Annotated in this window: 1 protein-coding gene; it reads left to right on the top strand. The window is 49.1% G+C overall.

From position 1 onward, the window contains the following. A partial coding sequence (locus tag J5224_RS32830; protein WP_264629099.1) for a GTP-binding protein occupies positions 1-479 on the top strand: 479 nt, incomplete at its 5' end. Positions 480-705 lie beyond the last annotated feature (226 nt).

The following is a 705-nucleotide window of genomic DNA, read 5'->3' as shown; positions in this document are numbered from 1 at the left end:
CTCCATCGCACTCTGTTCTCTCTTCATGCGTCATTCAGGATGAACGTCCTTTCCATCCTCAGCGGTTGTGGGATATCTACCACCACCATATGGGTACCGGGGTGTATCGCAGTAAAGGGTTTTTCTGGTTGCCGGGAAGGGACGATCTTGCATTGTTGTGGAATCAGGCTGCTGGCAGCATCAGTCTGGCGTTCATTAGCTATTGGAAGTCGGGTGTGCTTGAACATACGGACAATCATTTGACCGCAGAAGAGCGACAGGCACTTCAACAGCAGTTAGCCACATCATCAGGTCGATTTGGCGATCGACATTGTCATCTGACCGTAATCGGCGAGAAAGCGGAAATAGAGGCGTTTGCTACCGTGCTGCGCCAATGCTTTCTTACTGAAGACGAGATTATCTGGTGGAAAACAGGAGGGATATTTGCCGATCCCTGGCCCAGCACGGTTGTTCATTTAAAGGGACACGGCACCCTCTGAGCTGATTTTCACTCGGCCCGACACTCCCCCTCTACAGAAATGGATTTATTGTCATTTACCAATTCTTAATTGTTATGTTATAACGTATCAATTCGTAACCTGTTGTATGGGAAGTGGCAAATATGATTGATGCCTCGGTGCACCTCAATGGATTGGCATTCGGGTATGGCCGTCATCCCGCGATAAAAAGTATCACAGGCACTATTGCCGCGGGCACATTAACGGC

The organism is Candidatus Symbiopectobacterium sp. NZEC135 (assembly GCF_025962695.1).
This window is presented reverse-complemented; position numbering and strand designations above follow the sequence as displayed.